Source organism: Asanoa sp. WMMD1127, from assembly GCF_029626225.1.
GTDB lineage: Bacteria > Actinomycetota > Actinomycetes > Mycobacteriales > Micromonosporaceae > Asanoa.
Genome location: NZ_JARUBP010000001.1, coordinates 6,324,195 through 6,350,303, shown reverse-complemented (window position 1 = coordinate 6,350,303; position 26,109 = coordinate 6,324,195). Strand labels below are relative to the sequence as shown.

Sequence of the window (26,109 nt, the reverse complement as noted above, 5' to 3'; positions counted from 1 at the left end):
CGAGCATGCGACCGGTCTACTTCGCCGCGGCGGGGCGCACGCCCATCGGACGGCTGCGCGGAGCGCTGTCGGCGGTCCGCGCCGACGACCTCGCCGCGCGGGCGCTGTCGGGCGTTCTCGCCGACCTGCCGGGGCTCGACCCGGCGCGGGTCGACGACGTCTACTGGGGCGCGGCCAACCAGGCGGGCGAGGACAACCGCAACGTCGCCCGGATGGCGGTGCTGCTTGCCGGGCTGCCCGAGACCGTCCCCGGCGCCACGCTCAACCGGCTGTGCGCGTCCGGCCTCGAGGCGGTGACGAGCGCGGCCCGGGCCATCGCGTCCGGCGACGCCGACGTCGTGGTGGCGGGCGGCTCCGAGTCGATGAGCCGGGCGCCGTTCGTGCTGCCCCGGCCCGACGAGGGCCTGCCGCGCGGCATGGAGATCTTCGACACCCGGCTCGGCTGGCGGCTCACCAACCCGCGCATGCGCGAGCTGCACGGCGTGCTCAGCATGGGGGAGACGGCCGAGGAGGTGGCCCGCCGCCACGGCATCGGGCGCGACCGGCAGGACGCGTTCGCGCTACGCAGTCACCAAGCCGCCGCCGCGGCGACCGCGGCCGGTGACTTCGCCGCCGAGCTGCTGCCGGTGGAGCTGCCCGACGGCGCGACGGTCGAGACCGACGAGGGCATCCGGGCCGACACGACGCTGGAGAAGCTCGGCAAGCTCAAGCCCGTCTTCCGCACGGACGGCACGGTCACGGCCGGCAACTCCTCGCCGCTCAACGACGGCGCCGCCGCCCTGGTGCTGGTCAGTGAGGAGGCGCTGGGCGAGCTCGGCGTCGAGCCGCTGGGGCGGTGGGTCGGCGGGGCCAGCGCGGGCGTACACCCGGATGTGATGGGAATCGGTCCTGTCCCGGCGACACGCAAGCTGCTCGACCGGCGCGGGTGGACGCTCGACGACATCGACACCGCGGAGCTCAACGAGGCGTTCGCGGCCCAGGCGCTAGCGGTGGTCGACGAGCTGGGCATCGACGAGAAACGGGTCAACCCGTCCGGCGGGGCGATCGCGATCGGTCACCCGCTGGGCTGCTCGGGCGCCCGCATCCTCACCACGCTGCTGCACCGCATGCGCCGCACCGGCGCGCGGCGGGGGCTGGCCACCATGTGCGTCGGCGTCGGCCAGGGCACCGCCGTCATCGTTGAGCGCTGAGACAACCACTCGAGCAAGGAGATTGTGCAGATGAGCGAGAGGTTCGCCGACCGGGTCGCGATCGTGACGGGCGGGGCGCAGGGCATCGGTCTCGCGACGGGCCGCCGGCTGGCCGCCGAGGGCGCGCGGGTCGCGGTCGTCGACCTCGACGCCGACCGCAGCGCGGCCGCGGCCGACGAGATCAAGGCCGCGGGCGGCCTGGCGACCGGCTACGGCTGCGACGTCACCGACGCCGACGCGGTGGCGGCAATGGTCGAGGCGGTGGTCGCCGACCACGGCCGGATCGACATCCTGATCAACAACGCGGGCATCACCCGCGACAACCTGCTGTTCAAGATGCCCGCCGACGAGTGGAACGCGGTCCTGACCACCAACCTGACCAGCATGTTCCACTGCTGCCAGGCGGTCCAGAAGCACATGGTCGCGGCCCGCTACGGCAAGATCGTCAACCTGAGCAGCCGGTCGGCGCTGGGCAACCGGGGCCAGGTCAACTACGCGGCGGCCAAGGCCGGCGTCCAGGGCCTGACCGCGACCTTGGCGATCGAGCTCGGTCCGTTCAACATCAACGTCAACGCTGTAGCGCCGGGCTACATCGCCACGGCCATGACCGCCGCGACGGCGACCCGCGTGGGCGCGGCGCCCGAAGACCACCAGAAGATGGCCGCCGAGGTCACTCCGCTGCGCCGCGTCGGGCAGCCGGAGGAGGTCGCGGCCGCGATCGCGTTCCTGGCCAGCGACGACGCGTCCTACGTGAGCGGCCAGACCTTGTACATCAACGGCGGCGCCCGCTAGGCCGGGGCCGCGTCGAGCTGAGGACGTCATGATGCGCCAGCGCCGCCGCCCGCAGGCGGCCGAAGCCATGCCGCAGTGCCGGCAGGGCGCGGCCGACGCCGGGCGCCGCCGCCCGCAGGCGGCCGAATCCGTGCCGCAGCGGCGGCAGGGCGCGGCCGACGCCGGGCGGTCCGCGGCGCGGGCGACGGTGCAAGCACTGGCCCAAGCCACCGGAACCGGCCGGCGGTCACCGCGGACGCCGGCCGCGGCTTGCTACCGGGCGCGGGCTTGGCTGCCTGTGCGGTGCGCGACGCGCACGACGGCGACGGCCGTGGCTGTGGTTACGGCGGACGCTGGCCTCGCCTGCGGCCAGGCGCCGGAGCTCGCTTGGCCGGCGCGGAGTGCCACAACGTCGACGGCTGTGGCCGCGGCAAACATAGAGGCGTCATGCGGACTACTCCTGTCCGGATGACGCGGCAAGCCAGACAACTGATCAATCGCTACGCCGTCGGATTGGGTTCTGGGGAGGGCCATTGTGGACTTTTCGCTGAGTGACGAGGAGAAGGCGATCCGGGAGACCGCCCGGACGTTCATCCGTAAGGAAGTGATGCCGCTCGAGCAGGAGGTGTTGCGGCGCGAGCGGGCGCACGAGCCCGGGCTGCGCCTCGACGAGCTGCGCGAGTTGCAGGGCAAGGCGCGCGCGTTCGGGTTCTGGGGGCTGGCGACGCCGGAGGAGTACGGCGGCATGGACCTGCCGGCCGTCATGCAGTCGCTGATCTGGACCGAGATCGGGCGCTCGTGGGTGCCGTTCCGGTTCGGTGGCGAGGCCGACAACATCCTCTTCTTCGCCAACGAGGAGCAGAAGGCCGAGTTCCTCGTACCCACGATCGAGGGTGACCGGATCTCCTGCTTCGCGATCACCGAGCCCGGCGCCGGCTCCGACGCCGCCAACATCCGGATGACCGCGCGCCGCGACGGTGACGACTGGATCCTCGACGGCGAGAAGACCTTCATCACCAACGGCAACGACGCCGATTTCGCGATCGTGGTGGCGGTGTCGGATCCCGATCAGGACGTACGCTCCGGCGGTAGCACCGCGTTCCTCGTCGACCGGTCGATGGGGTGGCGGTCGGAGTTCATCCAGACGATGGGTGAGGGTGGCCCGGCGTCGCTCGTCTTCGACTCGGTGCGGGTGCCCGGGCGTAACGTGCTCGGCGAGGTCGGCCAGGGCTTCGCGCTGGGGATGCAGTGGATCGGCAAGGGCCGCTACATCATCCCGTCGCACGCGGTCGGGGTCGCCGAGCGGGCGCTGCGGATGGCGATCGAGCACGCCAAGACGCGCGAGACCTTCGGCAAGCCGCTCGCCACCAACCAGGCGATCCAGTGGATGATCGCCGACTCCGAGACCGAGCTCGAGGCCGCGCGCTGGCTGATCCTGCGCGCCGCGTGGACGGTCGACCAGGGCACCGACGCGCGGCACGCCTCGTCCATGGCGAAGTTGTACGGTGCGCGCATGGTCAACGACGTCGTCGACCGCGTGCTCCAGATCCACGGCGGCATGGGCTACACGCGCGAGCTGCCGATCGAACGCTGGTACCGGCAGATGCGCCTGCTGCGCATCTTCGAGGGCACCGACGAGATGCAGCGCCTGATCATCTCCCGCGACCTGCTCCGCGGCTACACCGAAATCGGAGGACACCTGGCATGAAACGCGAGTTCGCATCCGTCGAGGACCTGGCCGCCGCGGTCGGCGAGACCCTGGGCCCCGGCGAGTGGTTCGAGGTCGACCAGGCCCGCGTCAACCTGTTCGCCGACGCCACCGACGACCACCAGTGGATCCACGTCGACCCGGAGCGCGCCGCCACGAGCCCGTTCGGCGGCCCGGTCGCCCACGGCTTCCTGACCCTGTCGCTCCTGCCGGCCCTGGTCGGCGACCTCTACACGGTCAAGGGCACGCGGATGGGCGTCAACTACGGCCTCAACCGCGTCCGCTTCCCGGCCCCCGTCCGCGTCGGCACATCGGTCCGCGTCAGCGCGGAAATCGCCGCGGTCGACCCGGTCCCGGGCGGCGTGCAACTCGTCGCCAAGGTCACGGTCGAGAACAACGGCAGCGACAAGCCGGTCTGCGTCGCGGAAACCGTCAGCCGCATCTACGTCTGACGGCCGCTGCGCCGACGTCGCGGCACGACGCCTGGGCCGGGGCGACGCGCGCACTTCGTGTGCGCGAACGGTTCTTCGACCGGCACCTGATGATTGGTCGCTCCGTTCTGGGCCGCCTTGCCGCGCCGCCGCCACCGTCGGTCGCGGCCGTGTCGGCGGGTCCGGCGCTGCCTTGCCCCGCCGCCACCGCCGTCGGTTCATCGCCTCGTCGGCGAGCCCGGGCGCCGTCATGGCGGGTCGGCGTCGTCGGCCTTCGTGAAGTAGGCGGCGCTGGCTTCGTCGGCGGGGTAGTACGACTCGATCGCGACCTCGTCCAGGGTGATGTCCAGCGGCGTGCCGAAGGTGGTGATGGTCGAGAAGAGTCGCAGCTCGCGGTCCGCGATTCGGATGATCATCGGGATCACGACGTCCGCTCCAGGCCGCTCGCCGGCGGTGTCCTCAGGGGACGTCGGCGCGAGTAGCTCCTCGTACAGCGTGGTGAGTTCGGGGTCCGGTCTGGCCGCGAGTTGGCGGGCGATCCGTGAGCGGAAGACCGCGCGCACGTCGGACAGGTTCACCACCAGCGACGCCAGGCCGCGGGGGTGCAGGCCCAGCCGGACCAGGTTGACCGGCGGGCGCAGCAGATCGGGGTCGACGTGCGCGAAGAAGGGGTCGACCGCGCGGTTGGTCGAGATGATGTTCCAGCGGCGGTCGAAGACGAGGGCCGGGTACGGCTCGTGCGCCCGCAACACCCGCGCGACCGCCTGGCGGGCCGCGGACATGGCCTCGCTCGACAGTGGGCGCTCGGGATAGCGCGGCGCGAAGCCGGCGGCCAGCAGGAGGCGGTTGCGGTCGCGCAGCGGCACGTGCAGCTGCTCCGCAAGCCGCAGCACCATGTCGGCGCTCGGGTTCGACTTGCCCGTCTCGACCAGGCTGACGTGCCGCGCCGAGACGTCGGCCGCGATCGCCAGGTCGAGCTGGCTGACGCCGCGTCGATGGCGCCATTGCCGCAACAGCTCGCCGACCGTGCTCATGATCAGCGACGGTACCCAGCCGACCGCCGCGTGGCCATGAAATCCGATGTCATCGACAGGCGGCGCCAGACGCCGAAACATTGCCGGCATGACGACGGACAACAAGGCGATCATCGAACGGGCGCTGGCGGAGCTTCTCGGCACAGGCAAGGTCGACGGGCTCAGGTCGGTGTTGAGCGACGACTTCACGCACCACCGGCCGGACGCGACCTCGGCCACCAAGGCCGAGTGGCTCGACGCGGTGGGTGCCGCCCTGGTGCCGCTGGCCGACATGCGGGTGGAGATCCAGCACGTCGTCGCCGACGGCGACCACGTCGTGATGCATTCCCGGCGCTGGCTTCCGGACGGCGGCCCCGAGATCACCGTTGTCGACATCTTCCGCTTCGACGGCGGGCTGGTGACGGACATCTGGGAGGTCATCGAGCCGGCAGCCCACGCGAAGGCCAACCTCTCCTGGTGGCAGCCGGCCGAACGCTGACCCAGCCGCCGCGTCGAGCGGCCAAAGTGGTCGGGTAGGAGACCGAGCCCGTTTGTGTCGCGGCGCGTCGGGTACGCGGCCCTCATGCGTACTGACAATCACGCCGCGGCGCAAGCGGTGCATGACCTCGGGTCGGCGCTCTGGTTCGGCGGCACCGTCATGGGGGTCGCCGGCGTCAACAAGTCCGGTGCCGACCTCGAGTAGGGCATCGACCGCATCCGGGTCGCTTCGTCGGCCTGGCAGCGGTTCGCGTCCGCGCAGTGGGCCGGGATCGGCGCCACGCTCCTCGCCGGGCTGCAGCTGACCCGGGTCGGTGGGCGACGGCTGGCCCTGCAGCAGGGATTCGGCACCGTCGGCGCCCTCAAGGCCGGGCTGGCGCTGGCCGGCGCGGGGGCGACCGCCTACGCCGCGTACTCGGGCATGCAGATCGGCAAGCTCGCCGAGCAGCGGCAGGCGGCCGGCGAGAAGCTGGAGGTGCGCGACGCCTCGCAGCCCACCGAGGGCACGCCCCCGGAGCTCGCGCGGTGGCAGCGGCGCCAGCGGGTCGCCCAGTACGTCGTGCCCGTGCTCGCCGGCGCCAACATCGCCTGCGGCTCGTACCTGGTGCAGTCTTACCGGACCGCGGCCACCGCCCGCGGCGTGGCTCGGCGCCTGCTGCCCTGGCGGTGACCAAGCGGCGAGTCAGGCCCCGGAGCCCGCCGCGGCCGCCGGCCGCTCGTCCGGCGCCAGCAGCGTCGTCAGGTTGGCGATCTGCAGCACCATCCGCACCATCGGACCCGCGTTGCGCAACCCGAACGTGGCGGCCCGGTCGTCCGCGGCCCGGCGGGTGGCGACGAACACCCCGATGGCGGTCGAGTCGACGAAGTCGACGTTCTCCAGATCGACCTCCACCCGGTGCGCGCCGGTCTTCACCGCCGCCTGCAGCACGCCCCGCAGGGCCGCGGCGCTGTCCAGGTCGAGCGGCCCGACCGGCTTGACGACGATGCCGTCCGGTGTCCGTTCGACCATGCAGTCCCAGTCCACGACGCCTCCCCAAATCTCAACAAATCGACGACGAAATCGATGCAACCGGAGATGCGTACCCCCTCCGGTCCATGGTCTAACCGCCGTTTAGCGGTTTCGGTGGCGGGCATGCGGCCCTTCCCCAGGACGGAGGTGCGGCGTGGCGGCGGTCAGCGACCGGGCCTGGCACGCGGCCATCGTGGACCTGCTCCGCCGGGTGCGGCTCGCCCAACCGGACGAGCTGGCCGGCGAGATCAACACGGCCACGCGGCCGTTGGCGCTCGAGGTCACCATCTATCTGATCGACCATGAGCAACTCCGGCTGCGGGCGATGCCCGAGCGTGGCAAGCCCACGCCGCCGCCCCTGACGGTGCACGGCACGCTGGCCGGTCGCGCGTTCACCACCATCCGGCCGCTCGCTGCGGGCGACGACGACGGCGCCTACCGGCTCTGGATCCCGATGGTCGACGGCGCCGAACGGCTGGGGGTCGCGGAGGTGATCGCCCACGAGGCGCCCGCCGACCCGGCCCGGTTCGAGCGGCACGCCGTCGACCTCGTCGGACTGCTCGGCCACCTCATCACGGTCAAGATGCCCTACGGCGACGGGCTGCAGCAGGTACGCCGTACGCAGGCGATGTCCCCCGCCGGGGAGCTGCTGCTGTCCCTGCTGCCGCCGCTGACCTTCAGCTGCCGCCGCGCCACGGTGAGCGCGATCCTGGAACCCTGCTACGACGTCGGCGGCGACGCCTACGACTACGCGGCGGACGGGGCCGTGATCAAGCTGGCCGTGCTGGACGCGATGGGCCGCGGGCTCACCGCCGGCCTGACCTGCGCCGCCGCGCTCTCCGCGATCCGGGCGGCCCGCCGCGACGGCCACGGCCTCTACGCGCTGGCCCGCGCGGCCGACGCCGCCCTGACCCAGCAGTTCCCGGATCTGCGGTTCGTCACGGGCGTGCTGGCCGAGCTCGACATGGACACCGGCAAGCTGCGCTACATCAACGCCGGTCACCCGGCGCCGTTGCTGCTGCGGCACGGCAAGGCGGTGCGGGCGCTGGCCGGCGGACGGCGGATGCCGATGGGGATCGACGACAGCACGATCGAGGTGGGTGAGGAGATGCTCGAACCCGACGACCGACTGCTGCTCTACACGGACGGGGTGGTCGAGGCGCCGGGCGCCGGCGGCGACCGGTTCGGCGTGCCGCGGCTGGTCGACCTGGCCGAACGGTGCGCGGCCGACGCGCTGCCCGGCCCCGAGACGCTGCGGCGCCTGGCCCGGGCCGCCATCTCCCACCAGGACGGCCCGCCCGCCGACGACGCCACGCTGCTGCTCATGGACTGGTCCGGCGCGGCCGCGGAACGGACCCAGCCATGACCCACGCGGAGGGCCTCGCGGTCGACGTCGAGGAACGGGAACAGTTCCAGCTGGTACGCGTCCGCGGCACCCTCGACTTCGACAGCGTCGAACTGCTGCGCGGCCACCTCGACCGCGTCCTCGCGGCCGGGCCTGCCCGCCTCGTGCTGGACCTCGGCCAGGTGCCGTTCGTCGACTCCACCGGCCTGGCCGCGCTGCTGTCCGCCCACCGCCGGGCCGAGGCGGCCGGTGGCTGGCTGCGCCTCGCCGACCTCGCCGCGCAGCCGCGCCGGCTCCTGCGCACCACCAACCTGGACCAGCGTTTCGCGACCTACCGCAACGTGGCGGCCGCCGCGGCGGGCTGAGCCGGCGACAGGAAGCCGGCTACCGCGTCGGCCACGGCCCCGGGCGCGGTGGCCACGACGTTGTGCGGGGCGCCGGGAACCGTCACGGTCGGGCCGAGCCGCTCCGCCCAGGCCCGGGGTACGACCGGGTCGCGTGCCCCGCGGACGACCAGCACCGGCACGCGCAGGCGGGCAGCGTCGTCCTCGATGGCGTTGTGGACCGAATGGCCGAGCGTACGGAAGATCCGCACCGGCCCGGCGTCCCGGACGTCGCGGACGAACACCGGCACCTGCCACAGCTCCTCCCGCGGCACGTCCCGCAGCCAGCGCCCGATCTGCCGCGACCGGCTGCGGGCCGCCGGGTCACTGGTCGGCGACGCGAGCACGACGGCGCCGACCCGCCGCGGGTCGCGCGCGGCGGCGGCGGCCACCACCTCCGCGCCGAACGAGTGGCCGAGCAGGCAGGCCCGGTCGAGGCCACGGGCGGCCAACCAGGCCAGCAGGTGTGCGGCGTGCGCCCCGACGTCGAGCGCATGAGCCGGTTTCCCGCTCCGGCCGAACCCGGGGAGATCCACCACGAAGGCCGGATGCCGATCGGCGAGCGCGGCGGCCAGCGGGAGCAGGTAGCGGTGGGAGACGGCGAGACCGTGCACCAGCACGACCGGTGGCGCCCCGGCGGGCCCCGGAAACGCACGGTGATAGGTGGAAACCACGGTCACGCCCACGGGATGCGGGCGTACCCACGGGCGCGGTGACCAAACGATCAAGGATTGAATGCGCGGAAACCGGGCACTCGCGGGCCATGACCCTGACCGACAGCGCCGCGCGGTCCGGCTCGGCACAGGGCGACGCCGCTCTGCGCGAGCTCGGCGCCGCCCTCCGGGATGCCGGCTACCGCTTCACGACCGTCACTCCCGCCACGCACGCGCGGGTCAACCGCCGGCCGGAGAACGCGTGGGCCACGGACCTGCGGGGCGTGTTCGGCTGGAGCCGGCCCTTCAGCGACGAGACCCTGCCGGCGCGGATCGTCGCGCTGATGGACCGGGCCGGCGTCCGGGAGCCGCACGGCGCCGGCTGGCGGAGCAGCGTGCGGTTCTCGACGTACGACGACGAGCTGTTCGCCCATTCCGCGTTCCCCACCGACGCGGCCGACGCGGTGTTCCTCGGCCCGGACACCTACCGGATGGCCGACGCCGCCGTCGCCCACGTCGAGGGGCGCGGGGAGCCGGTCCGGCGGGCCGTCGACATCGGCTGCGGCACGGGCGCCGGCGCCGTGGCGGTGGCCAAGCGGACGCAGCAGGCCGAGGTGCTGGCCGTCGACATCAACCCCACGGCCCTGCGGTACGCGGACGTCAACGCCGCGCTCGCCGGCGCCACGAACGTCAAGGCGTGCCACAGCGACCTGCTCGACGACGTCGACGGGGCCTTCGACCTGATCATCTCCAACCCGCCGTTCATGATCGACCCGGCGGGGCGGGCGTACCGCCATGGCGGTCCCAACGGGCACGAGCTGCCCATGAAGATCATCGACGCGGCCCACCGGCGCCTCGCGCCCGGCGGCGACCTGGTGCTCTTCGCGGGCACCGGCGTGGTCGACGGCCGCGACCCGTTCCGCGCGGCCGCCGCCGAGCGGCTGGCCGGCACCGGCCTCGAGTGGACCTACCGCGAGGTCGACCCGGACGTCTACGGCGAGGAGCTCGACGGCCCGGCGTACGCGCACGCGGAGCGGATCGCCGTCGTCCTGCTCACCGCGAGCCGGCCACGGTGACCGGCCCGACCGTGGGCGTCGAGGAGGAGTTCCTGCTCCTCGACCCGTTCACCGGCCACAACCTGCCGGTGGCGGAGCAGGCGACCGCCGCGCTGCCGGACGACGTCCGGGCGCACAGCCGCCGCGAGTTCCGCCGCAGCATGGTCGAGATAGTCACGCCGGTCTGCACGGACCTGGGCCAGCTCCGCGAGCACCTGCTGGGGCTGCGCCAGGAGGCCGCCAAGGCCGCCGCGACGGCCGGCGCCCAGCTGGTCGCGATCGGCGCCACCCCGGTCGCCGAGCCGGACCTGGCCGTGGCCGACGACCCCCGGTTCCGGCAGATCGCCGACCACTACGGCCCGATCGTCGCCGACCCGGCCGTCTGCGGCTGCCACGTCCACGTCGGCGTCCCGGATCGCGACACGGCCATCGAGGTCGGCAACCACCTGCGGATCTGGCTGCCCGTGCTGCAGGCGATGGGTGTCAACTCGCCGCTGCACGCCGGCGCCGACACGGGCCACGCGAGCTGGCGCGCGATGCAGCTCGACCGCTGGCCGAGCCTCGGCCCGACGCCGTACTTCGCGGACGCCGCCGACTTCGACCGCACCGTGGCGACGCTGGTAGGCGCGGGAGCCATGCTCGACGAGACGATGGTGCTCTGGCACGCCCGGCCGTCGGCCCGCTACCCGACCGTCGAGGTGCGCGTGGCCGACGCCTGCCCGACCGTGGCCGACACCGTCCTGCTCGCCGGCCTCGTCCGTGGCCTGGTCGGCACGGCGCTCGACGAGATCGCCGCCGGCCGCCCCGCCCCGGCCGTCCCGGACCATCTCGTGCGGGCCGCGCACTGGAACGCCGCGCACACCGGCCTCGACGGCACCCTGACCGACCTGTCCTCGGGCCGGGCCCGGCCGGCCCAGGAGCTGGTCGACGACCTGCTCACCACCGCCACCCCGGCCCTGCGCCGGCACGGCGACCTCGAACCCGTGCGGGCCGGCCTGGCCCGGCTCCGCGAGCGGGGGACCGGCGCGGCCCGGCAGCGCCGCGTCCACGCCCGGACGGGCGACGTCACCGCCGTCCTCGCCGATCTGGCCCACCAGACGCTCGACGGCTGACGCCGATGTGGTGGTCTACTGGCGGGATGGCTACCCGGGTGGCCGCGGCCTGCGCCGCGGCGGTGCTGCTCGCGCTCTCCGCCTGCGGCACCGACAGCCCGCCGACCGACCCGCCACCAACCGGCACGCCGCCCAGCAGCCCGGCGCCGGCGCAGGCTCAGGCCGTCACCCTCGTCGGCGCCGGCGACATCGCCTCCTGCGCCCACACCGCCGACACGGGGACCGCCGACCTCCTCGACGACATCCCGGGCGAGGTCTTCACCCTCGGCGACAACGCCTACAACAACGGCACGCCGGAGGAGTTCGCGCGCTGCTACGGCCCGACCTGGGGCCGCCACCGCGACCGCACCCACCCGGTGATCGGCAACCACGAGTACCACACGGACGGCGCGCAGGGTTACTTCGACTACTTCGGACGGTCGGCCGGCCGGCCCGGCGAGGGCTGGTACTCGTACGCGGCCGGGGCCTGGCACGTCGTCGTCCTCAACAGCAACTGCGACGTCGTGCCGGGCGGGTGCGCGGCCGGATCCGCGCAGGAGCGCTGGCTCCGGGCCGACCTGGCCGCGCACCGGACCAGGTGCGCCGTCGCCATGTGGCACCACCCGCTGTTCACCTCGAGCGCGGTGCACCCACCGACCGCCAGCACGCTCCCGCTGTTCCGGGCGCTCCACGACAGCGGCGTGGACGTCCTGCTCACCGGCCACAACCACCAGTACGAGCGGTTCGCGCCGCAGGATCCCCGCGGCGCCAGGGACGACCGCCGCGGAATCCGGGAGTTTGTCGTCGGCACCGGCGGGGACACGAAGTACGGCTTCGGGACGCCGACCCCCCACAGCGAGAAGCGGCTGGCCGGTACGCCGGGCGTGCTGCGCCTCGACCTGACCGCCGACGCGTACGAGTGGCGTTTCGTGCCGGTCAGCGGTGGGGAGGGCGACGCCGGCCGCGGCACCTGCCACTGACGAGGAGCACCCGGATGACGCGACCGTTCCTGGACGACCACCGCGACGAGATGATCGCCGAGCTGATCGGCTGGCTGCGGCTGCGTTCGGTGGCGGGCGTGCCGGAGCACGGCCCCGACGTCGCCCGGTCGGCCAACTGGCTGGCCGGCGTGCTGCGCGGCATCGGGTTCCCGACCGTCGAGGTGTGGCCGGCCGACGGCGCGCCGGCGGTCTACGCGGAATGGTGCGCCGTGCCCGGCGCCCCGACGGTCCTGGTCTACAGCCACCACGACGTGCGCGCGGCCAAAGACGACCTGTGGGCGGAGACGCCGCCGTTCGAGCCGGCGGTGCGGGACGGTCGGGTCTACGGCCGTGGCGCTTCCGACGCCAAGGGCCAGGTGCTCGCCCACCTGTGGGGCCTGCGCGCCCACGTGGCCGACCGCGACGCCCCGGCGGTGAACCTCAAGCTGCTCGTGGAGGGGGAGGAGGAGACCGGCTCGGCGCACCTGTCCGACCTGCTCGACGAGCACGAGGTCAGCGCCGACCTGATCGTCTTCTCCGACACGCTGCTCTGGCGGGCCGACCACCCCGCGGTCTGCCTGAGCGTCCGCGGCATGGTCAACGCCGAGCTCGAGGTGTACGGACCCGGGCGCGACATCCACGGCGGTGTGGTCTCCGGCGTGGCGCCCAACCCGATCGTGGCCCTCTCGACGCTCATCGCGCGGCTGCACGACGACAAGGGACGCGTGACCGTGCCGGGGTTCTACGACACCGTGCCGGAGATCCCGGAGCAGACCCGGGCGGACTACGCCGACCTGCCGTACACCGACGAGGACTGGCTGGCCCGCACCGAGAGCCGCAGCGTCGACGGCGAGGCGGGCTACACCCCGCTGGAGCGGCTCTGGGCGCGGCCGGGGATCGAGGTGCTGACCGTGGTCGCCGGCGACCCGGACGGGCCGTCGCGCGGCGCCGTGCCGTCCATGGCGAGCGCGAGCCTGACCGTCCACACCGTACCGGAGCAGAAGATCAACGACGTGGCCGACCAGCTGCGCCGCTGGGTCGCCGAGACGATGCCCCCGGGCGTCGACTACGAGCTGACGATCCCGGAGCTCGTGGCGCAGGAGGCCTACCACACGCCGCGCGACCTGCCCGCGGTCCAGGTGCTGGCCGACGCGATGGCCGACGGCTTCGGCAAGCCGGCCGGCCGGATGGGCAACGCGGGCGGCGGACCGGCCGAGCTGCTGTCCCGCAAGGTCGGCGCGCCCGTGCTCTTCTTCGGCACCGGCCTGCCGGAGGACCGCTGGCACGACAGCGACGAACGGGTGTCGATCGACGTCCTGGTCAAGGGCGCCGCCACGCTCGCCTCGCTGTGGGAGCGATTGGCCCGTTAGTCGATCACGCGGCTGGGCACTCGGCGGCGCTCGCACTCTCATTTGGAGGTTGCTGATGGCCAGTCGATCGGATCCGATGCCCCGCAGCACGACCGCCCGCCCGCTCATCCGCACCGTCGCCGCCGCGTCCGGCGTGGTCTTCCTGCTCGTGGGCCTCGCCGGATTCATCCCGGGCATCACGACGAACTACGACCAGATGTCGTTCGCCGGCCACGAGTCGGAGGCCATGCTGCTCGGCGTGTTCCAGGTGTCGATCCTGCACAACATCGTCCACCTGCTGTACGGCGTCGCCGGGCTCGCCCTGGCCCGCACGGTCTCCGGCGCCCGGCTGTTCCTCGTCGGCGGCGGCGCCGTCTACGCGCTGCTGTGGCTCTACGGCCTGGTCGTCGACCACGAGAGCGGCGCCAACTTCGTGCCGCTCAACAACGCCGACAACTGGCTGCACCTGGCCCTCGCGGTCGGCATGGTCGGTCTGGGCCTCGCCCTGTCCCGCGACGCCCGGCGCGACTGAGATCGACGATCCCAAACGTAACCTGCGGCTGTCAGACTGAGCCGCATGTACGACTTCGACGTGCTGGTGCTCGGGTCCGGACCAGGTGGGCAGAAGGCGGCGATCGCGGCGGCGAAGCTCGGCCGCCGCGTCGCCGTGGTCGAGCGCGACAACATGATCGGCGGGGTGTGCATCAACACGGGCACCATCCCGTCCAAGACGTTGCGCGAGGCGGTCCTCTACCTGACGGGCCTCAACCAACGGGAGATGTACGGGTCGAGCTACCGGGTCAAGGACGACATCACCGTCGCCGACCTCGCGGCCCGCACCCAGCACGTCATCGGGCGTGAGATCGACGTGATCCGCAACCAGCTCGCGCGCAACCGGGTCACGCTGCTCAGCGGCACCGGCCGGTTCGCCGACCCGCACACGGTGACCGTCACCGACGGCCGCGGGCGCGAGTCGCGGGCCAGCGCGGAGAAGATCGTCATCGCCTCCGGCACCCGGCCGGCCCGCCCGTCGTCGGTCGACTTCGACGAGCGCACCATCATCGACTCCGACGGCATCGTCAACCTCGAACGGGTGCCGCGGTCCATGGTGGTCGTCGGCGCCGGCGTGATCGGCATCGAGTACGCGTCGATGTTCGCCGCCCTCGGCACCAAGGTCACCGTGGTCGAGCGCCGCGACCGCATGCTCGAGTTCTGCGACCTCGAGGTGATCGAGGCGCTGAAATACCACCTGCGCGACCTCGCGGTGACGTTCCGGTTCGGCGAGTCGGTCGCCTCGGTCGAGCGCTACGACCAGGGCGCCGTCGCGGTCCTCGAGAGCGGCAAGAAGATCGCCGCCGACACCGTCATGTACTCCGCCGGCCGCCAGGGCACCGCCCCCGATCTGGAGCTCGACGCCGCCGGGCTCTCGGCCGACGCCCGCGGCCGGCTCAGCGTCGACGAGCACTTCCGCACCTCGGTGCCGCACGTCTACGCGGTCGGCGACGTGATCGGCTTCCCGGCGCTGGCCTCGACGTCGATGGAGCAGGGCCGCCTGGCCGCCCACCACGCCTGCGACGAGCCGGCCCGCGCGATGCCGGCGCTGCAGCCGATCGGCATCTACACGATCCCGGAGATCAGCTTCATCGGCCGCACCGAGGACGACCTCACCGAGGCCCGCATCCCGTTCGAGGTCGGCATCTCCCGCTACCGCGAGCTGGCCCGAGGCCAGATCATCGGCGACTCGTACGGCATGCTCAAGCTGCTCGTCGCCCCCGACGACGGCCGCCTGCTGGGCGTCCACATCTTCGGCACCGGCGCCACCGAGCTGCTCCACATCGGGCAGGCCGTGATGGGCTGCGACGGCACGGTCGACTACCTCGTCGACGCGGTGTTCAACTACCCGACCCTGGCCGAGGCCTACAAGGTCGCCGCCCTCGACGCGATGAACAAGATGCGCCACCTGTCCCGCCTGCGCTGAGGTGGCACACCGGCACAATCCATGTGTACGTTCGTACGCATGCGGACCCAGGCGCGCCCCCGGCGCTACGACCCGGGGCGGCGCGAGCGCATCCTCGACGCCGCCATCGAGGTCATCGCCGAGCACGGCGTCGGGGGCACGACCCACCGCCTGATCGCCGCCGCGGCCGACGTGCCGCTGGGCTCGCTGACCTACCACTTCACCGGCCTCGACCAGCTGCTCGCGCAGGCTTTCACCCGGCTGGCCCAGCGGCTGTCGGGCGCCTACGCGGCCCACTTCGACGGCGTACGCGACCTCGACGACCTCGTCGACGCGGTGACCGACATGGTCCACGGCAACGCGGGCGCCGACCAGGGGGAGTGGGCGGTCAGCTACGAGCTCTACCTGGCCGCCCTGCGCGACCCGGCCCTGCGCGCCGTGACCGAGGAGTGGATGCGCACCAGCCGCACCGTGCTGGAGCGCTTCGTCGACCCCGACACCGCCCGTGGCCTCGACGCCCTGGTCGAGGGCCTGCTGATGCACCGCATGCTGTCGACCACCCCGTTTCCCCGCGAGGTCACCCGCGCCGCGGTCGCCCGCGCCGTGCACACCCCCGAAAGGCCCTGATGACGCCGTCCACCACCCCGGTCGCGGTCCGTGCCGCGACCGCCGCCACCTATGCCGCGTTCATCGGGTCGGGTTTCGCGTTCGCCAGCTGGGCGGCGCGGATCCCGCAGGTCCGCGACCAGCTCGCGCTCGACCCGGCCGCGCTCGGCCTGGTGCTGCTGGCCATCGCCGCCGGCTCGCTGCTCGCGCTGCCGCTCTCGGGCCCGCTGGTGACCCGGATCGGCTCGGCCCGCACCGTCATGGTGATGGCGATCGTGCTCGCCGTCGGCCTCACCACGGCGGCGGTCGGCTCGCTGGTCGGGGTCGTGCCGGTCGTCGTCGGGCTGTTCCTGCTGGGCTTCGGCAACGGCGCCTGGGACGTCGCCATGAACGTGCAGGGCACGGTCGTCGAACACCGGCTCGGGAAGTCCGTCATGGCCCGCTTCCACGCTGGCTTCAGCCTCGGGACCGTCGCCGGCGCGCTGGTCGGCGCGGCCATGGTCGCGCTGGACGTGCCGGTCGCGGCCCACCTCGCGGCGGTGGCGGCGCTGGTCGCGGCGTTCGTCCCGCTCTACGCCCGGCGGTTCCTGACCGACGAGGACGACCGGACGACGGCGGCCGGCGAGGCGCCCCGCGGCGGCGCGCTGACGGCCTGGCGCGAGCCGCGCACGCTGCTGGTCGGCGTCTTCGTGCTCGCGTTCGCGTTCGCCGAGGGCGTCGGCAACGACTGGATCACCGTCGCCGCGATCGACGGCCACCACGTGCCGGCCGCCCTCGGCACGCTGGCCTTCGCCGCGTTCCTCACCGCCATGACGGTCGGCCGCTGGTTCGGCCCGGGGCTGCTCGACCGCTACGGCCGCGTACCGGTCGTGCGTGCCCTGTCGGTCGTCGCCGTCGCCGGCGTCGCGCTGTTCGTCTTCGGGCCGGCCCCGGCGTACGCGTTCGCCGGCACCCTGCTCTGGGGTGTGGGCGTCTCGCTCGGCTTCCCGGTCGGGATGAGCGCCGGCGGCGACGACCCGCGCCGGGCGGCCGCCCGGGTCAGCGTGATCGCGTCGATCGGCTACTGCGCCTTCCTCGCCGGCCCGCCCACGATCGGCTTCCTCGGCGACCACAGCAGCGTGCTGCGCGCCCTGGCCGTCGTCGCGGTGCTGCTGGGGGTGGCCGCGCTGATCAGCTCCAGCGTGCGGCCGTTGGCGCCCGCCGCGCCGGTCGCCGACCGCGACGACAGCCTCACCCCAGCCGCCTGACCACCCGGGCCGGCGAGCCGACCGCGACCACGTCGGCCGGCAGGTCGCGGGTCACCACCGACCCGGCGCCGACCACGGTGTTCGGCCCGATGGTGACGCCTGGGCAGACGATGACGCCGCCGCCGAGCCAGACGTTGTCGCCGACGACGATGGGCTCGGCGGCCTCCCACTTGTCGCGGCGCGGGCCGGCCTCGATCGGGTGGGTGGCGGTCAGCAGCTGCACGTTGGGCCCGATCTGCACGTCGTCGCCGATCGTCACGGTCGCCACGTCGAGGGAGACCAACCCCCAGTTCGCGAACGTACGGGCCCCGACCACCGTCTGGTAGCCGTAGTCACAGCGGAACGGCGGCCGGATCTCGCTGCCGACCCCGTACCCGCCCAGCAGCTCGGTGAACAGCTCCCGGATCCGCGCGTGGTCGGTCGGATCGGTCGTGTTGATCCGGTGCGTCAGCCGCTGCGCCCGCGCCGAGTCCCGGGCGAGCTCGGGATCGTCCGCGATGTACAGCTCGCCGGCCAGCATCCGCTCCCGCATGCTCTTCGCGCGCTCGCTCATGCGCAGGACGCTACGTCCACGGTCACCATCCCGACCTGCCCGACCGGCACCTGAGCGACGACGGCGCTCGCTAGGCCGCGAACCCGGCAAACGGTGACTCGGGCCGATTACCGGACCGCTCCGTCGTGGATCGCACCGGTGGGCGGGTGGGACTGGTAAGACTGTGGAGATGGGCATCGTCTCACCGGGGTTCTTCGGGCGGCGGGGGTCGGGAGACGCCAAGCTGCCGCCCGGCCAGTACCTCACCCACGACTTTCCCGTCCTCTCCGCCGGCCCCACGCCGCGGATCGACCTCGACCGGTGGCAGTTCACCGTCAGCACCGAGGGTGGCCTGCAGAAACAGTGGTCCTGGCAGGACCTCATGGCGCTGCCGGCCGACGACGTCACCACCGACATCCACTGCGTGACCAAGTGGTCCAAGCTCGGCACCCAGTGGAAGGGCGTGCCGGTCGAGACGTTCCTCGGCGACGTCGAGACCGCGGCCGACTACGTGATGGCGCACTCCTACGGCGGCTACACCACGAACCTGCCGCTCGAGGACCTGCTCAACGGCCAGGCCTGGATCGCCTACCAGTACGACGGCGAGCCGCTCCCACCGGAGCACGGTGGTCCCGCGCGGCTGCTCGTACCCCATCTGTATTTCTGGAAGTCCGCCAAGTGGGTGCGCGGCCTCGAGCTGATGCTGGCCGACGAACCGGGCTTCTGGGAAACGGCCGGCTACCACGACTACGGAGACCCATGGCGCGAGCAGCGGTACCAAGGCGACTGACCGGCGGCCGCCTCACGTGGCGGGTCGCCACGTTGACGGAGCGGCGGCCGGAGACCGACACGGCGGCGACGCTGGTGTTCGACGTGCCCGACTGGCCCGGCCACCTGCCGGGGCAGCACGTCGACATCAAGCTGACCGCGGCCGACGGCTACTCGACCGAGCGCAGCTACTCGATCGCGAATCCGGCGCAGGGCGACCGGGTTGAGCTGACGATCCAGCGCGTGCACGACGGGGAGGTCTCCCCGTATCTGCTGGAGGGCATGCGCGTCGGCGACCCGATCGAGATCCGCGGCCCGATCGGCGGCTGGTTCGTGTGGCGCGACACCGACACCGACCCGGTCATCCTGATCGGCGGCGGCTCCGGCCTCGTCCCGCTCATGGCGATGGTCCGGGCGCGGGCCGACGCGAAGAGCCGCGTGCCGTTCCGGCTGATCTACTCGGTGCGGACCCCGGCCGAGGTGCTCTACGCCAACGAGCTGCGCACGCGGATCCGCGACGACATGGGACTCGACATCGCGTACGCGTACACCCGCGAAGCGCCGCCCGAATGGCCCGGCGAGGTGGGCCGGGTGAAGCTCGCCACCGTGGCGACGCACGGCTGGCCGCCGGACCTCATGCCGGCCTGTTTCGTCTGCGGGCCGACCGGCTTCGTCGAGGCGGTGGCCGACATCCTGGTCGCACAGGGCCACGACCCGCGGAAGGTCAAGACCGAGCGTTTCGGGCCGACCGGATCCTAGGAGCAACGCGATGACCGACCTCTACACCGACGGCAACTCCCTCGCCGGCCCGCTCATGGACATCTTCGCGGTCGACATGTCGATGGCGAAGGGCACCTGCGCCCACTGCGGCGACCGCGGCATGGTCGCCCAGATGCACGTCTACGACCACGCCGCCGGCACCGTGGCCCGATGCCCGAACTGTCAGGAAGTGAACATGCGGCTGGTCCGCGGCCCCGACCGGGCCTGGCTCGACCTCCGGGGCGTGGTCGCGCTCGAAATACCGCTGGCGGCGCCCACCGATCAGGCGTGAAGGGCCGTACGATCGGCGGTGATTGGTGGGTGAGCGCGGGTTGAAACAGGGCGAGGTGTGGACGATCGGGCAACGCGCCGATCTGCGCTACCGCGTCGTCGTCCTCTCCTCGGAAGCCCACAACGACCGCCCATCCGCCGCGCCCTTCTGCGCGCCCGTCGTCCGCCAGCGCGGCGCCGCCGACGACCTGCCGCCGTTCGCGATCGCCCTGGCCGAGACCGACCCGATCTCCGGCGTGGTCGTCCTCAACCGCATGCGCCGCCTCCCGGCCGCCATCGGCGCCGAACGCCTCGGCCTCCTCACGGGCGCGAGCATGGCCAAGATCTCCGCGAGCCTGCGCGAGCTCTTCGACCTTTAAAAACCGGTTTGCCCGGGCCCGCCGGGGGCACGACCGTCGCTCCCGCCGGACAAATCTCGCTCCGCGTCGAGCCAGGCCCGCGGCCCCACGACCAACATCCTAGGACGCCATAGAGGGTGTGCCGAAAACCGGTCGTGCGGGGGAGCGCGATGCGGTTCACTGGCCGCGCCATCTTGTCGCTCGATAGAGGAGTGTCGTTTGTCGGACATTGCCGTTGCCGTCGAAGGCAGCGGGCCTCCGGTGGTGCTCGTGCACAACGGGGTCAGCGATCATCACAGCTGGGACCGGGTCGCCGCCGGGCTGGTCCCGCAGCACACCGTCATCCGTTACGACCTGCGCGGGTTCGGCCGGACGCCGCCCCCGACCGCCGGCTTCCGTCACCGCGACGATCTCGCCGCCGTGCTCGACGGTCTCGGCCTCGAGCGGGCCGCCGTCGTCGGCAACTCGCTCGGCGGCTACATCTCGCTCGAGTTCGCCACCCGCTGGCCCGAGCGGGTCACCCACCTCGGCCTGCTCGCCGCGCCGGTCTCGGGCTGGGACTGGAGCCGGACCGTCCGCGACTACGGCGCCGCCGAGGAGAGCCTGCTCGAGGCCGGCGACATCGACGGCGCGACGGCGCTCAACAAGGACATGTGGGTACGCGGCCCGCACCGCGAATGGTCACCCGAGCTGACCGCGATCGCCGACGAGATCGACGGCGCGATGCGGACGAGCCTGGTCAACCAGACGGTCACAGGGTCGTTCGAGCTGCCCGACGACACGGCCCGGCCATCGACCCTGCTCCACGTGGTGCGGGCGAAGACGCTGGTGGCGGTCGGTGACGCCGACGCCGACGACTACCCGCTGATCGCCCGCGACCTCGCCGCCGGCATCCGCGACGCGCGCCTCGTGGAGATCCCGGGCGCCGGCCACCTGCTGCCGATCGAACGACCGGAACTGATCACCGCCGAGATCGCCGCGTTGCTGACCCGCTGAGCGCGAACCCCGGTGGGCTCGGCGTGTCATGTCATGGCCGATATAGTGGCACGGCCAATGATCAGGGGGTTGGTCCCGCGCGCCGTCCGCGTCCGTTCGCGGCCGCCGGTGGTGGGCGGCACTGCCGAGCAGTGCCAGGGGAGGCCCGTCGCGGTGGAGGAGGCAGCGGTGTCGCGTACGCCCACCGTCGCGCGCGACCGTGTGCTCACCCTGCCCAACCTGATCAGCTTCCTGCGCCTCGCCGGCGTCCCGGTCTTCCTCTGGCTGATGATCGGCCCCAAGCACGACGTCGCCGCCGTGATCGTGCTGACGGTGGGCGGCAGCAGCGACTGGATCGACGGCTGGGTCGCCCGCCGGCTCGGCCAGGTCAGCCGGCTCGGTGAGCTGCTCGACCCGCTCGCCGACCGGCTCTACATCCTGGCCGTGCTGGTGGCCTTCACCTACCGCGAGATCGTGCCCTGGGAGTTCACCGCCGCCCTGGTCGCCCGCGAGCTGATGATGGTGATCTGCCTGGCGGTGCTGCGCCGCAACGGGTTCGGGCCGCCGCAGGTGCACTACCTGGGCAAGACCGCCACGTTCATCCTGCTCGCCGCGTTCCCGGTGCTGCTGCTCGTGCACGCCGCGCCACCGATCGCCACCGGCGCCGCCGCGGTCGGCTGGGGCCTGGCCTGGTGGGGCATCGTCCTCTACTGGATCGCCGGCTTCCTCTACGTCGGCCAGGCCGCCCGCGTGATCCGCGCCGGCCGGGCCGCCGCCGCCGCTCGTGAGGGCGAGCCGGCGTGACCGGGCCCGAGGAGGAGAAACCGCCGGCGCGCCGCTGGATGTCCCCGGACTTCCTGTCGGAGCTGTTCAGCAACCCCCTCGACCCGGGGTACGCGGACGCGGCCGCCCGCCGCGCCAAGGACGGCCCGCCGACGGGGTGGCGCCAGACCGCCCGGCGGACCACGGCGGTGCTGGTCGCCGGGCTGATCGGTGTGCTGTTCGCGGTCGCCTACCGGCAGACCGTCGAGGACGAGCCGCGCCGCAGCCAGGCCCGGGCCGACCTGGTCAGCCAGATCAAGGCGCGCCAGGAGACCACCGACAACCTGCGCGCGCGGGCCGACGCCCTGCGCGACCAGGTCGCGCGCGAGCGGGACGCGGCCCTCGGCACCGACCAGGCCGCGCAGCGCCGCGCCACGGAGGCCGCCACCGGGTTGCGCCGGGTCACCGGGGACGGGCTCGTGGTGCGGCTGACCGACTCCGCGGCCGCGGACAAGGGTGGCGACGCCAGCGACCTCGGCCGGATCTTCGACCGCGACCTGCAGCTCGTGGTCAACGCGCTGTGGGCGTCCGGCGCGGAGGCGATCGCGATCAACGACCAGCGGCTGACCGCGACGTCGACGATCCGCAAGGCCGGCGGGGCGATCCTGGTGGACTTCCGGCCGGTCACCAGCCCCTACGAGATACGGGCGATCGGCGACCGCGACCTCGAGGACAAGTTCCACGACACGACCGCGGCGGCGCTGATGCGCAAGGTGGCCGACGGCGAGCACATCGGCTTCGACACGCGCCGCGCGGACGACCTCAACCTGCCCGCGGCCACCGAGCCGCAGCTCAACTACGCGACCCGCCCGGCGCCACCCAGCGCGACAGCCAGCGCGACACCGACGCCCGGCACAACCTCCTCGAGCCCGTCCGGAGGCGGCTAGATGATCCCCGTACTCGCCCTGATCGTGGGTGTCGTCCTCGGCCTGGTCTTCGGGCCGACCGTGCCCGGCTGGCTCGAGCCGTACCTGCCGATCGCGGTGGTCGCGGCCCTCGACGCGGTCTTCGGCGGCGTCCGGGCCAAGCTCGACGGCATCTTCGACGACCAGCAGTTCGTCATCTCGTTCATCTCGAACGTGCTGGTGGCCGCCCTGATCGTCTATCTCGGCGACCAGCTCGGCGTGGGCGGCCAGCTGTCCACCGGCGTCGTCGTCGTGCTCGGGGTGCGCATCTTCGGCAACGTGGCCGCCATCCGCCGCCACCTGTTCCGGGCCTGACGCGGGAGGAGCGATCACATGACCGACGACCCGCGCGAGGACGACCGCACGGAGCCGATCCAGACGCCACCGCGCCAGGAGGGCGCCAAGGCGGCCCGCCGGCCCACCCCGGGCCGCCCGGCGCCGGCGCGGCCCGCCGAGCCCGCCCCGCCGGTCGAGCCGGCCGGGGTGGTCGAGCCGGCCGGGATGGTCGAGCCGGCCCAGGCAGTCGAGCCCGACGCCGATGAGCGGACGGTCCGCCTGACCCCGGTCACCGCGGACCCGGACACCACCACGATGCGCGTCACGCCGCTGACGGGCCGCCCGGGCGGCGATCCGGTGCGACCGACGGAGAGCGAGACGGTGCGCATCTCTCCGCTCACCGAGGGCGCAAGCGGGGACACGTTTCCGGCACCGGACGATCATGTCGCGGATCCGACGGAGAAAGACGAGGAACCGCCGGCCGGGAAAGCGGAACCCACGGACGAGGCGGCGGCGGCCGGCCGGCCGACCCGCAAGAAGCGGGGCGCCGCGGGTGTGATCATTCTCGTGCTGCTGGCGCTGCTCGGCTTCACCCTGGCCGTCCAGCTGCGCGGGAGATCCGTCGACTCCGACCTCGCCGCGATGCGCGAGGACGACCTGGTGCGGCTCCAGTCGGACCTGCAGGCGCAGGAGGACCGCCTCCAGCGCGAGATAGCGTCCCTTCAGGACAGTCAGCGCCAGCTCCAGTCGGGCGCCCAGGGCCGGGCCGCGGCGTTGGAGGAGGCCACCAGACGGGCCGACGAGCTCGCCATCCTGGCCGGGACCGCGCCCGCGACGGGGCCGGGCCTGACGATCCGGTTCGTGGCGGGGCCGCAGCCGATCGCGGCGTCCGACATCCTCAACGCGGTGCAGGAGCTGCGGGGCGCGGACGCGGAGGCGATGCAGATCGCCGGCGTCGACGGCACGCTGGTGCGGATCGTGGCGAGCACCTACTTCGTCGACGTCGACGGTGGGATCGAGGTGTCCGGCAAGCGCCTGACCGGCCCCTACACGATCACGGTCATCGGCGATCCGCCGACGATGCGGACCGCGCTCAACATTCCGGACGGGCTGGTGCCGTCGATCAAAGCGGACGGCGGTAACGTGATCGTCGACGAACGCGACACGGTCGACGTCACGGCGACCGCCGCGCCCGTCGACCTCGAGCACGCCAAGCCGGTGAGCTGAATGACGAAGGATGTGCCGTGATCCCTGACGACCTGCGATACACCGCCGAGCACGAGTGGGTGCGCGGCGGCGACGGCCCGGTGCGGGTGGGCATCACCCATTTCGCCCAGGACGCGCTGGGCGACATCGTCTACGTCCAGCTGCCCGAGCAGGGCGCGCAGGTCAACGCCGGCGACTCGTTCGGCGAGGTCGAGTCGACCAAGAGCGTTTCGGAGATCTACGCACCGATCACCGGTACGGTCGTGGCGCGCAACGACAAGCTCGTCGACGAGCCCGAGACGATCAACTCGGACCCGTACGGCGAGGGCTGGCTGGTGGAGATCGAACCCGGCGACCCGGCGGCGCTCGACGGCCTGCTGACCGCCGACGCCTACCGCGAGCTGACGGAGAGCTGACCGCGGGGCTGACCAGCCCGAGCGCGGCCCAAGATGTGCCCGCGCGTCTGGTTGACCCTGGATTTCAGGGCTGGCTAGGCTCGCGAGGTTGTTTTTGACTTGTTCCAAAGCTGCTGCCCACTAGGGGCCGGGGTGTCCGGCGCCGCTGCCGAAAGATCCGTGAGGTGGACCGATGACGCGCCCCGACGACGAGTTTCCCCCACTCGACGTCACGTCGACGCTCAACCTGGGCTCGCTCGACGAAGTGCTGGAGGGCCCCGACGCCGACGTCGTGCCCGGCCGCATGTCGGGTTCGCTGCCGCCCGGGATGGCCTTGCTGGTCGTCCGGCGGGGGCCCAACGCGGGCGCGCGGTTCCTGTTGGACCACGACGTGACCACGAGCGGCCGGCACCCCGACAGTGACATCTTCCTCGACGACGTGACGGTCTCCCGGCGCCACGCGGAGTTCCACCGCGACGGCGGCACCTTCACGGTGCGCGACGTGGGCAGCCTCAACGGCACCTACGTCAACCGCGAGCGGGTCGAGGCGGCGACGCTGAGCAACGGCGACGAGGTCCAGATCGGCAAGTTCCGCCTGGTGTTCATCGCGGGCCCCCGCCCGGATGAGGAGTCCGCGCGCGGCTGACTCGGGAGGCGACGCGTGACCGAACGTGCCCCGGGCGCGGCGGCCGGCGCCGACCCGCGCGAGGTGCCGCGCATGAGCATCGGTGAGGTCCTGGCGGAGCTGCGCCCGGAGTTTCCCGACACCACCATCTCCAAGCTGCGTTTCCTCGAGGCGGAGGGGCTGGTCGAGCCGGAGCGCACGCCGGCCGGCTACCGCAAGTACAGCTGGCGCGACCTGGACCGGCTGCGCTTCGTGCTGTCCGCGCAACGGGACCGCTACCTGCCCCTGCGGGTGATCCGGGCGGAGCTGGAGGCGCGGGACACCGGCGACGACGTCGCCCCGCGCCGTCCGGTGCTGGTTGCGGTGCCCGACAGCGGCGAGCCGGCCGCGGCGCCCACCGACGCGCTCGTGCGCCGGGCGGAGCTGGTCGAGCGCACCGCCATCGACCCGGGCGCGCTCGCCGAGCTCGAGGAGCTGGGCATGGTGACCCAGCGCACGCCCGGCTGGTACGACGCCGACGCCCTCGTCATCGCCGCGGCGGTCGCGGGCCTCGCCTCGTACGGGATCGAGGTGCGGCACCTGCGCGGCTACAAGGCGGCCGCCGACCGTGACGTCGGCCTCTTCGCGCAGCTGGTCGGCCCGCTGGCCCGGCAGAAGGACCCGGCGGCCCGGGCGCGCGCCGCGGCGGCCGCGCAGGAGCTGACGGGGCTGGCCCAGCAGCTGCGCGCGGCGCTGGTGCGGGCGGGCCTGCGGGACACCCTGGGCCGCTGAGCCCGCACGGCGGCCCCGCCGGGTTGCGGCCCGGTCACCCAGATCACGTAGGCTCGAACCTGGTTCCCCCTCGGCACCGACCGCGCGTGCGGGACGCACTCCGCCCGCGCGTGTACCGTGCAAAGGAAGGGGCCGGCGACGGCACTGGGAACGACGACAA

32 protein-coding genes are annotated in these 26,109 nt (G+C 73.1%); 28 read left to right on the top strand and 4 right to left on the bottom strand.

Going from position 1 to position 26,109, the window contains the following annotated elements; all coding sequences use genetic code 11:
* The first annotated feature begins 5 nt into the window (after window positions 1–5).
* From O7635_RS30395 to O7635_RS30380, 4 genes are all read left to right on the top strand, one after another.
* Window positions 6–1,190: an acetyl-CoA C-acyltransferase gene (locus O7635_RS30395; protein WP_278083921.1), complete on the top strand. Its 1,185-nt coding sequence runs from the start codon at window positions 6–8 to the stop codon at window positions 1,188–1,190.
* Between the two features lie 30 nt (window positions 1,191–1,220).
* The gene (gene fabG, locus O7635_RS30390) at window positions 1,221–1,982 is read left to right on the top strand and encodes a 3-oxoacyl-ACP reductase FabG (RefSeq protein WP_278083920.1); all 762 of its coding nucleotides are present in this window, start codon (window positions 1,221–1,223) and stop codon (window positions 1,980–1,982) included.
* A gap of 514 nt (window positions 1,983–2,496) precedes the next feature.
* A complete protein-coding gene (locus O7635_RS30385) occupies window positions 2,497–3,669 on the top strand; it encodes an acyl-CoA dehydrogenase family protein (protein ID WP_278083919.1) in 1,173 nt (390 codons plus the stop codon).
* Window positions 3,666–4,121, top strand: a complete 456-nt coding sequence (locus O7635_RS30380) for a MaoC family dehydratase (protein ID WP_278083918.1) — start codon at window positions 3,666–3,668, stop codon at window positions 4,119–4,121. Before O7635_RS30385 ends, O7635_RS30380 begins: the two co-directional genes overlap by 4 nt.
* 227 nt (window positions 4,122–4,348) lie before the next feature.
* Here O7635_RS30380 and O7635_RS30375 read toward each other — a convergent pair whose 3' ends face one another.
* On the bottom strand, window positions 4,349–5,134 hold the full coding sequence (locus O7635_RS30375) for a helix-turn-helix transcriptional regulator (RefSeq protein ID WP_278083917.1): 786 nt from the start codon (window positions 5,132–5,134) through the stop codon (window positions 4,349–4,351).
* Window positions 5,135–5,222: 88 nt separating this feature from the next.
* Here O7635_RS30375 and O7635_RS30370 point away from each other — a divergent pair, with 88 nt between their 5' ends.
* Complete coding sequence (locus O7635_RS30370; RefSeq protein ID WP_278083916.1) at window positions 5,223–5,612, top strand: nuclear transport factor 2 family protein; 390 nt, start codon at window positions 5,223–5,225, stop codon at window positions 5,610–5,612.
* Between the two features lie 420 nt (window positions 5,613–6,032).
* A complete protein-coding gene (locus tag O7635_RS30365) occupies window positions 6,033–6,281 on the top strand; it encodes a hypothetical protein (RefSeq protein WP_278083915.1) in 249 nt (82 codons plus the stop codon).
* A gap of 12 nt (window positions 6,282–6,293) precedes the next feature.
* On the opposite strand, the gene O7635_RS30360 is transcribed toward O7635_RS30365, so the two are convergent.
* Window positions 6,294–6,635, bottom strand: coding sequence for an STAS domain-containing protein (locus tag O7635_RS30360; RefSeq protein WP_278083914.1), 342 nt, complete (start codon window positions 6,633–6,635; stop codon window positions 6,294–6,296).
* A 139-nt stretch (window positions 6,636–6,774) separates the two neighbouring features.
* Here O7635_RS30360 and O7635_RS30355 point away from each other — a divergent pair, with 139 nt between their 5' ends.
* Window positions 6,775–7,986 carry a PP2C family protein-serine/threonine phosphatase gene (locus O7635_RS30355; protein ID WP_278083913.1) on the top strand — a complete coding sequence of 404 codons (1,212 nt, stop codon included), beginning with the start codon at window positions 6,775–6,777 and terminating at the stop codon, window positions 7,984–7,986.
* Window positions 7,983–8,330: an STAS domain-containing protein gene (locus O7635_RS30350; RefSeq protein WP_278083912.1), complete on the top strand. Its 348-nt coding sequence runs from the start codon at window positions 7,983–7,985 to the stop codon at window positions 8,328–8,330. The genes O7635_RS30355 and O7635_RS30350 overlap by 4 nt, the downstream gene beginning before the upstream one ends.
* Here the strand turns inward: O7635_RS30350 and O7635_RS30345 are convergent.
* On the bottom strand, window positions 8,297–9,028 hold the full coding sequence (locus tag O7635_RS30345; protein ID WP_278083911.1) for an alpha/beta fold hydrolase: 732 nt from the start codon (window positions 9,026–9,028) through the stop codon (window positions 8,297–8,299). The genes O7635_RS30350 and O7635_RS30345 overlap by 34 nt on opposite strands.
* A gap of 83 nt (window positions 9,029–9,111) precedes the next feature.
* Between O7635_RS30345 and O7635_RS30340 the strand changes: the two genes are divergently transcribed.
* The 8 genes from O7635_RS30340 to O7635_RS30305 all read left to right on the top strand — a co-directional run bounded on the left by O7635_RS30340 (window position 9,112) and on the right by O7635_RS30305 (window position 17,286).
* Entirely contained in the window at window positions 9,112–10,077 is a 966-nt protein-coding gene (locus O7635_RS30340; protein ID WP_278083910.1) for a class I SAM-dependent methyltransferase, read from the top strand.
* A complete protein-coding gene (locus O7635_RS30335) occupies window positions 10,074–11,168 on the top strand; it encodes a glutamate--cysteine ligase (RefSeq protein ID WP_278083909.1) in 1,095 nt (364 codons plus the stop codon). Before O7635_RS30340 ends, O7635_RS30335 begins: the two co-directional genes overlap by 4 nt.
* A gap of 26 nt (window positions 11,169–11,194) precedes the next feature.
* Window positions 11,195–12,127, top strand: coding sequence for a metallophosphoesterase (locus O7635_RS30330; protein ID WP_278083908.1), 933 nt, complete (start codon window positions 11,195–11,197; stop codon window positions 12,125–12,127).
* A 14-nt stretch (window positions 12,128–12,141) separates the two neighbouring features.
* Complete coding sequence (locus O7635_RS30325) at window positions 12,142–13,497, top strand: M20/M25/M40 family metallo-hydrolase (protein WP_278083907.1); 1,356 nt, start codon at window positions 12,142–12,144, stop codon at window positions 13,495–13,497.
* 76 nt (window positions 13,498–13,573) lie between these two features.
* Window positions 13,574–14,008 (top strand): DUF4383 domain-containing protein, encoded by a 435-nt coding sequence (locus O7635_RS30320; protein ID WP_347405349.1) that lies wholly within the window; start codon window positions 13,574–13,576, stop codon window positions 14,006–14,008.
* 45 nt (window positions 14,009–14,053) lie between these two features.
* Window positions 14,054–15,454 (top strand): Si-specific NAD(P)(+) transhydrogenase, encoded by a 1,401-nt coding sequence (gene sthA, locus O7635_RS30315; protein ID WP_278083905.1) that lies wholly within the window; start codon window positions 14,054–14,056, stop codon window positions 15,452–15,454.
* A gap of 39 nt (window positions 15,455–15,493) precedes the next feature.
* Window positions 15,494–16,060: a TetR family transcriptional regulator gene (locus tag O7635_RS30310; protein ID WP_278083904.1), complete on the top strand. Its 567-nt coding sequence runs from the start codon at window positions 15,494–15,496 to the stop codon at window positions 16,058–16,060.
* On the top strand, window positions 16,060–17,286 hold the full coding sequence (locus O7635_RS30305; RefSeq protein ID WP_278083903.1) for an MFS transporter: 1,227 nt from the start codon (window positions 16,060–16,062) through the stop codon (window positions 17,284–17,286). The genes O7635_RS30310 and O7635_RS30305 overlap by 1 nt, the downstream gene beginning before the upstream one ends.
* Here O7635_RS30305 and O7635_RS30300 read toward each other — a convergent pair.
* Window positions 17,270–17,839, bottom strand: coding sequence for a sugar O-acetyltransferase (locus O7635_RS30300; protein WP_278083902.1), 570 nt, complete (start codon window positions 17,837–17,839; stop codon window positions 17,270–17,272). The genes O7635_RS30305 and O7635_RS30300 overlap by 17 nt on opposite strands.
* 169 nt (window positions 17,840–18,008) lie before the next feature.
* On the opposite strand from O7635_RS30300, the gene O7635_RS30295 reads away from it, so the two are divergent.
* The 12 genes from O7635_RS30295 to O7635_RS30240 all read left to right on the top strand — a co-directional run bounded on the left by O7635_RS30295 (window position 18,009) and on the right by O7635_RS30240 (window position 25,949).
* Window positions 18,009–18,608, top strand: coding sequence for a sulfite oxidase-like oxidoreductase (locus O7635_RS30295; protein WP_278083901.1), 600 nt, complete (start codon window positions 18,009–18,011; stop codon window positions 18,606–18,608).
* On the top strand, window positions 18,578–19,345 hold the full coding sequence (locus O7635_RS30290) for a ferredoxin reductase (RefSeq protein ID WP_278083900.1): 768 nt from the start codon (window positions 18,578–18,580) through the stop codon (window positions 19,343–19,345). Before O7635_RS30295 ends, O7635_RS30290 begins: the two co-directional genes overlap by 31 nt.
* Window positions 19,346–19,355: 10 nt before the next feature.
* Window positions 19,356–19,637 carry a DUF6510 family protein gene (locus O7635_RS30285; RefSeq protein ID WP_278083899.1) on the top strand — a complete coding sequence of 94 codons (282 nt, stop codon included), beginning with the start codon at window positions 19,356–19,358 and terminating at the stop codon, window positions 19,635–19,637.
* Between the two features lie 25 nt (window positions 19,638–19,662).
* On the top strand, window positions 19,663–19,995 hold the full coding sequence (locus O7635_RS30280) for a type II toxin-antitoxin system PemK/MazF family toxin (protein ID WP_278083898.1): 333 nt from the start codon (window positions 19,663–19,665) through the stop codon (window positions 19,993–19,995).
* A gap of 198 nt (window positions 19,996–20,193) precedes the next feature.
* Complete coding sequence (locus O7635_RS30275) at window positions 20,194–20,970, top strand: alpha/beta hydrolase (protein ID WP_278083897.1); 777 nt, start codon at window positions 20,194–20,196, stop codon at window positions 20,968–20,970.
* Between the two features lie 168 nt (window positions 20,971–21,138).
* A complete protein-coding gene (locus O7635_RS30270; protein WP_278083896.1) occupies window positions 21,139–21,753 on the top strand; it encodes a CDP-alcohol phosphatidyltransferase family protein in 615 nt (204 codons plus the stop codon).
* A 38-nt stretch (window positions 21,754–21,791) separates the two neighbouring features.
* On the top strand, window positions 21,792–22,658 hold the full coding sequence (locus O7635_RS30265) for a DUF881 domain-containing protein (RefSeq protein WP_278085608.1): 867 nt from the start codon (window positions 21,792–21,794) through the stop codon (window positions 22,656–22,658).
* Window positions 22,659–22,991 (top strand): small basic family protein, encoded by a 333-nt coding sequence (locus O7635_RS30260; RefSeq protein ID WP_278083895.1) that lies wholly within the window; start codon window positions 22,659–22,661, stop codon window positions 22,989–22,991.
* Window positions 22,992–23,267: 276 nt separating this feature from the next.
* A complete protein-coding gene (locus O7635_RS30255) occupies window positions 23,268–24,179 on the top strand; it encodes a DUF881 domain-containing protein (protein ID WP_278085607.1) in 912 nt (303 codons plus the stop codon).
* A 17-nt stretch (window positions 24,180–24,196) separates the two neighbouring features.
* Complete coding sequence (gene gcvH / locus O7635_RS30250; protein ID WP_278083894.1) at window positions 24,197–24,574, top strand: glycine cleavage system protein GcvH; 378 nt, start codon at window positions 24,197–24,199, stop codon at window positions 24,572–24,574.
* Between the two features lie 172 nt (window positions 24,575–24,746).
* On the top strand, window positions 24,747–25,199 hold the full coding sequence (locus O7635_RS30245) for an FHA domain-containing protein (protein WP_089243529.1): 453 nt from the start codon (window positions 24,747–24,749) through the stop codon (window positions 25,197–25,199).
* 72 nt (window positions 25,200–25,271) lie between these two features.
* Window positions 25,272–25,949: a MerR family transcriptional regulator gene (locus O7635_RS30240; protein ID WP_278085606.1), complete on the top strand. Its 678-nt coding sequence runs from the start codon at window positions 25,272–25,274 to the stop codon at window positions 25,947–25,949.
* Window positions 25,950–26,109 lie beyond the last annotated feature (160 nt).